Here is a 6000-nt window from a genome sequence, read left to right as displayed (position 1 = left end):
AGAATTTAGCTGATACAGCAGCAGCAATAAAACAATTAGATTTAGTAATTACAATAGATACAGTTATTGCTCACTTGGCAGGAGCATTAGGTAAACCAGTTTGGATTTTATTACCTTTTGTGTCTGACTGGCGCTGGTTGACAGACCGCGAAGATAGTCCTTGGTATCCAACAATGAGGTTATTTCGTCAGAGTAAATCCGATAATTGGCAAGAAGTTTGTACCCAAATATCTCAGACTTTATCTACTCTAGTAACTGGTGAAAAAATTTCACATCCTCAAACTGTCGTTTTAACTCTTAATAGTAATACCAAAAAATCTAATAATCTCAAAAATTCAATTTCTGAAATAATGAAAATAATTACTATTGGCTGGCCATTAAATCCGATGACTGGTTGGGGTATTTATGGTATTAATCTTACTCTCCAACTACTTCAAAATCCCAGATATGAACCTTTATTATTAATCCCTCCTTCTATTCAACCTGGAATATTAAATCCCCTACATCAAGCTTTACTAAATCCAGCTTTTGATGCTCAGAAAAATTTGCAAAATCAACTCAAAAATCACCGAGGCAAAAAAATTAATCTCAACTTACCAACCTTACAAGCTTTAGGTAGTAATTTTTCTGTAAGTAATAATATTGTAGGAACCCAAAACATTGGAATTATTTTCTCAGAAAATACTAAATTTACTTCCGAACAAATTAATCGCTCCAAAGCTTATGATTTGATTATTACCGGATCTACCTGGAATACCAAAATTCTAGAAAACAATAGTATCAAACCTATACAAAAAGTTTTACAAGGCATTGACCAAACAATTTTTCATCCCGCACCTAAATCTAATATTTTTGGCGATCGCTTTGTTGTTTTTTCTGGTGGAAAGCTAGAATATCGCAAAGGTCAAGATATTGTCATAGCAGCTTTTAAAATCTTCCAAAGACGTTATCCTGAAGCACTATTAATTACAGCTTGGCATAATTTTTGGCCTCAGTTTATGGTAGGAATTGAACAAACTGGAAATGTTGTAGGATTACCGAAAATTAGTCAAAATAAACGTTTACAAATTACTGAATGGTTATTAGAAAATGACATTCCTAGCAATGCAGTTATTGATGTTGGTCCGATTCCTAACTATATGGTAGGACAAATATTACGAGAAGCTGATGTGGCTGTATTTACAAATCGCTGCGAAGGCGGTACAAATCTTGTAGCGATGGAAAGTCTTGCCTGTGGTATCCCAACAATTATTTCTGCTAATACTGGGCATTTAGATATTATTAATAACTCTCATTGTTATCCCTTATATAATCAAAAATCTGTCAAACCTACCCCACAGTTTCCAGGTGTAGATGGTTGGGGAGAATCTGATGTTGAAGAAGTAGTAGAAATGTTAGAAAAGGTTTATTTTGATCGAGAAGATGCTCAACTTCGGAGTAAAACTGCTGTTAGTTTTATGCAAGATTTGACTTGGGAAAAACAAATTCAACGTCTTCTTATTATTCTGCAAAATATCATTTAATAAGTTATACCAATTTGATAAATGTTTGAGACAAATGATTAAGCTTTTTATTAGGAGTCAGGAGTCAGTAGTCAGGAGTTAGAATCAATAACTTAAATATCATTTATTAGTCTGAGTATCTCTGTTTAATCAAAGAGACATTTGAAGGATAATCTTTTAAGTCCCGTTATTATTTTAAACATTCTTTTTTCATGCTTGGTATAAGACCATTTGTCAAAAGTAATGCTACCCTTGACAAATGGTAAAAATTACTATCAAAATTACAAAAATTATTCCTAAATGTTTCCTGACGGAATGCTCTGCAAACAGCAATTCAGCAATCAATATTTCCTCAAATCTGGGATGCATGATTTTCTGTTTTATCTCCTTAAAAGGGCAGGCTTGATACCTGATTTTTTTGGTCATAATCAATAACTTAAATATCATTAATTAGTGTGAATATCCCTTTTTATAGCAATTACCAGGGCAGTTAGGATAGAGAAAAATATAAAATTATTAGACCATTTCATAGAGGCGATATAGCTGCCACACTTGCTCCGCCAACGCTATGTTTCTCCTTTATGTCCTAAGCGACTTGGCGACTGCTATAATTGAAGAGACATTTGAAGGATAATATTTTAAGTTCTCTTATTATTCTAAACATTCTTTTTTCACGCTTGGTATTGATTTATGAAAAGTAATGCTATCTTTGGCAAGTAGTAAAAATTCCTATCAAAATCACAAAAATTATTCCCAAGCATTTCCTAACGGAATTCTCTGCAAATAGCAATTCGGCAATCAGTACTTCCTCAAATTATGCTCCGTAAACGGCTTATATTTATAATAAAACTAAGATAAATGCAATTTAAAAGTTTATTTTAACACCTCTTGTACCATTTATCAAAAACTTTTCTATATTTTCTTGAGCCGGGGAGTAGGGGACCCACCCCTAACGCCTCCCAGGAGGGGAATAGGGGGAGAATTAAACATAATAATAATTCACATTAACTGGGCTGCTAATTAACAAAAAGGTTATTCTACCTGTGTTAATTACTTAATAACTGAAGTTTTGCCTAAATATAGCATTACTGTTGGTAATTGGTATTAAATTACCCAGTTTCTACAAGCCGATAATTTCAATCAAAGCAGATAACTGACAGCTAGTTAAATACTAAAATCATGTCAAATAACTAATAGTAAAATATCAAATATAAATCTCGCAAAATTATTGATAATTGGCATTATATAATTTTCAGTTAAATACTTATAACATCGCAAACAAAGGAATAGTAGTAATACTTGTACTAGCGGATTGACCACTCTTAAATGTTGCTTTGGAAAAAATGCTCAAACCTTGCCAGAGTAAAAATTAAACTCAAAAACCTAATGCACTCTTTAAAAACCGTCATTCCATTAGCATAAATAAAAAATGGTATTTCATTGTTAATTAAACAGACTTAATATGATCTAGACTGAATACAAAATTTAGATTTATCAGATTGGAATAATCTATTATATTAACCATCTTTGAAAACAAGATATTTGCAGTAAAAAAACTGGTATTTTATCGGCAATGTGCCAATGACGATATCTTTTAATTGAGTGCCATAATCGTATAACTGCCAAATATTTTTAGGGTTTCCGTATAGGTTTTCAATTCCTCTATTGCTACCTCAATAAAATCATCATTATTCTTAACTTCTATATCAATAAAAAATAAATAATCCCCTAGCGATCGCTTCGTAGGACGAGACTCTATTCTACTCATATTAATTCCCCTTTTAGCAAATACTTCCAAAGGCTTCACTAAAGCTCCTGGCACATTTGCAGGCACACTGAAACCTAGAGAAATAAAGATAGAATTTTCCGGTTGATTTATCCTATTAATTATTAATTTTAAATCAGAATTTTCTATTTCTGTACATCCTTTTTTCAATACCCAAAAGCGAGTACAATTGTCAGGATAATCATTAATTGGATAAGCTAATATAGGTAATTTATAAAGTTGAGCCGCTCTTTGAGAAGCGATCGCTGCAGCACTCCGATCCTTACCTAAATGTCGCAATGCTTCTGTAGTAGAATTATCTGGAATTTGCTGTATTTGTGGCAAAAATTTTTCTAACCAACCTTGACATTGAGCTAAAGCTTGTGGATGAGAATAAACTGTTTTAATCTCCTCAAAACTATCAGCTAATGATATTAATCCATGAGAAATAGGCAATACTAATGCTGTTTGAATCTCTAAAGAGTCCAATTGCCAAAGTGTATCCAGAGTAACAGTAACACTCCCTTCAATAGAATTTTCTACAGGTACAACTGCCAAATTAACTTCCCCTTGAGAAACTGCCCATAAAGTTTGAGCAATACTAGGATATGGACACAGAAAAGATTTTTGACCAAGCTGACTCAGTTTATTAGTAAATGCCACTGCTGCTGTCTCGGCATTGGTGCCAGCAGGGCCAAGATGTGCAATTGATATGGTCATAAAATCTCCATTTTATTTTAGATTTTAGATTAAAAAGCGTTTCCTCAGGTCATGCTCCGCAAACAGCATTTCAGCGTTTAGCAGTCAGCTGCGCGTTTGCGGAGCATTCCGGAACGGAAAGGGGATACGCGACCCCTCCTCAAATTAAACGACTTATAGAAATTCGGGGATTTAAACCCGAGCTTTTAGCGCGCTGAAAGCTGATTGTTGTTTGCAGAGCATTCCGGTACGGAAAATGCTGATAGCTAGTTAAGCCCAATTTCTATAAAATTGAATAAGTTACACTTCGTAAAATTACGTTATATTTCTTCAATTAGTTCTCATCCATCAACCATTATGATTACTAGAATTACTCAATTTTACCTAAATCCCCTCCTGGTTAATGAGTAAATTTGAGTGAAGACTTCAGTATGATCCAAGTCACATTAATAAATGTGAAGATTTTATAAACTTTAGGTATTAAAGTATTGATTTTTATACAGATATACAAATAATGATTACTAGATTCACCGCATCCCAATCAGTAGATATTCCCGTAGTTGAGCAACAAGTTCCTATTCATCACTATCTTCGTCAACCGAAACGCCTAGTAAATGCTTTGGTAGATCCAACAAGATTGGAGCAATTAGACAAAGATAGCTTTCGCCTCAAAATGCGTCCACTACACTTTATGATGTTAACTATTCAACCAACTGTAGATATACGGGTTTGGGCGAGCGCTAATGGCACAATTTACTTAAAGTCAGAGGGTTGTGAAATTCGTGGCGTAGAATATATTAATCAGCGTTTTGCCCTCAATCTAGTTGGTATTCTCCAAAACTACCAAATTAAAGGAGTTACTCATCTCAAAGGCAAAGCAGATTTAGAAGTTAAGGTAGAATTACCTCCTCCATTATGGTTAACACCTCTACCAGTTTTAGAAACAACTGGTAATGGTTTACTTAAAAGTGTATTAATGACAATTAAGCAAAGATTGACCCATCAACTATTAGCTGATTATCATCAATGGGCCTGTAATGAAACTGAGGTATTAGCTAATAGTCAACAAGGTTCTGTTTTATCTGCTGGTAGTCAAGCAATTTAACCTAGCAGTATTTAGTTCTCTCCACTCCAGCTTGACGGAAGTTGTTACAAAATTTAATATCTTCTAATATAAGGTAATTAATAGTTTTAATAAAAATTACTTAATTTTACTAGCTACTATGTATAATAATTTTTTTGCATCTCAATCCGTCAATATACCCGTTCCAGAGCAGTCTATAAGTATTAACAGTTATTTAAGTCAACCACAACGTATTGTAGAAGTCCTAGCAAACCCTAATTGTATAGAAAAATTAACTAACGATACATATCGTTTGAAAATGAACCCTCTCAAATTCTTTATGTTGAAAATTGAACCAATTATCGACATGAAAATTTTAACAACCTCTGAAGGAGTAGTCCAATTAAAGTCTGTTAGTTGTGAACTTAAAGGAATTGAAATGATTAATGAACATTTTCAATTGAATCTCAATGGTACAATGCAGCCTACCAAAATTCAGAAGAAAACTATTCTAGAGGGAAAAGCAGAGTTGGCCTTAAAAATATTTTTGCCTGCTCCTTTCAACAAAATACCCAAATCAATTTTGCTATCCACAGGTAATAACTTATTAGGTAGTATCTTACTCAAAATGAAGCAAGGATTGATGAATAAATTATTATTAGACTATAGCAACTGGGTAAAGTCAGAAGAGAGGAGTTTACTAGCTGCTTAGTTTACTCAAAAAGTACTTGATGACCTTGTCACAAAGCTTATGGGAAAATAATATTTAGGAAGTGAGTCAGAAAGTACAATTAAGTAGCTTCCTAATTCCCACTACCAATTATTGAGCTATATATTCTATTATTGAGATTATCCCGACATTCCGCCCCTGCGACAACGCGAGATTTAAACCATTGCTGATTAGGGCTTTCTGCTGCCTCTTGACAGAGGAGCTACACTAACAATACACCTACTTCCAAGGCTTTTACCTC

The 6000-nt window shown here is 33.6% G+C and carries 4 protein-coding genes; 3 read left to right on the top strand and 1 reads right to left on the bottom strand.

Features of this window, described 5'->3' with window-relative positions:
- Positions 1-1523 (top strand): glycosyltransferase (locus F6K27_RS10305; RefSeq protein ID WP_287275880.1); only part of this gene is annotated, 1523 nt, incomplete at its 5' end.
- 1573 nt (positions 1524-3096) lie between these two features.
- On the opposite strand, the gene pheA is transcribed toward F6K27_RS10305, so the two are convergent.
- A complete protein-coding gene (gene pheA, locus F6K27_RS10300) occupies positions 3097-3987 on the bottom strand; it encodes a prephenate dehydratase (protein ID WP_287275879.1) in 891 nt (296 codons plus the stop codon).
- A 493-nt stretch (positions 3988-4480) separates the two neighbouring features.
- On the opposite strand from pheA, the gene F6K27_RS10295 reads away from it, so the two are divergent.
- Both F6K27_RS10295 and F6K27_RS10290 read left to right on the top strand, forming a co-directional pair.
- Positions 4481-5071: a DUF1997 domain-containing protein gene (locus tag F6K27_RS10295; protein ID WP_124146098.1), complete on the top strand. Its 591-nt coding sequence runs from the start codon at positions 4481-4483 to the stop codon at positions 5069-5071.
- A 118-nt stretch (positions 5072-5189) separates the two neighbouring features.
- The gene (locus F6K27_RS10290; RefSeq protein ID WP_287275877.1) at positions 5190-5741 is read left to right on the top strand and encodes a DUF1997 domain-containing protein; all 552 of its coding nucleotides are present in this window, start codon (positions 5190-5192) and stop codon (positions 5739-5741) included.
- The last annotated feature ends 259 nt before the right edge of the window (positions 5742-6000 follow it).

The organism is Okeania sp. SIO2F5 (genome assembly GCF_010692685.1).
GTDB classification, from domain to species: domain Bacteria; phylum Cyanobacteriota; class Cyanobacteriia; order Cyanobacteriales; family Microcoleaceae; genus Okeania; species Okeania hirsuta.
This window is presented reverse-complemented; position numbering and strand designations above follow the sequence as displayed.

What these genes read in the sequence shown, in the direction of transcription:
- pheA (WP_287275879.1), bottom strand. Translation starts at nt 3,987, where the DNA reads ATGACCATATCAATTGCACATCTTGGCCCTGCTGGCACCAATGCCGAG.
- F6K27_RS10295 (WP_124146098.1), top strand. Translation starts at nt 4,481, where the DNA reads ATGATTACTAGATTCACCGCATCCCAATCAGTAGATATTCCCGTAGTT.
- F6K27_RS10290 (WP_287275877.1), top strand. Translation starts at nt 5,190, where the DNA reads ATGTATAATAATTTTTTTGCATCTCAATCCGTCAATATACCCGTTCCA.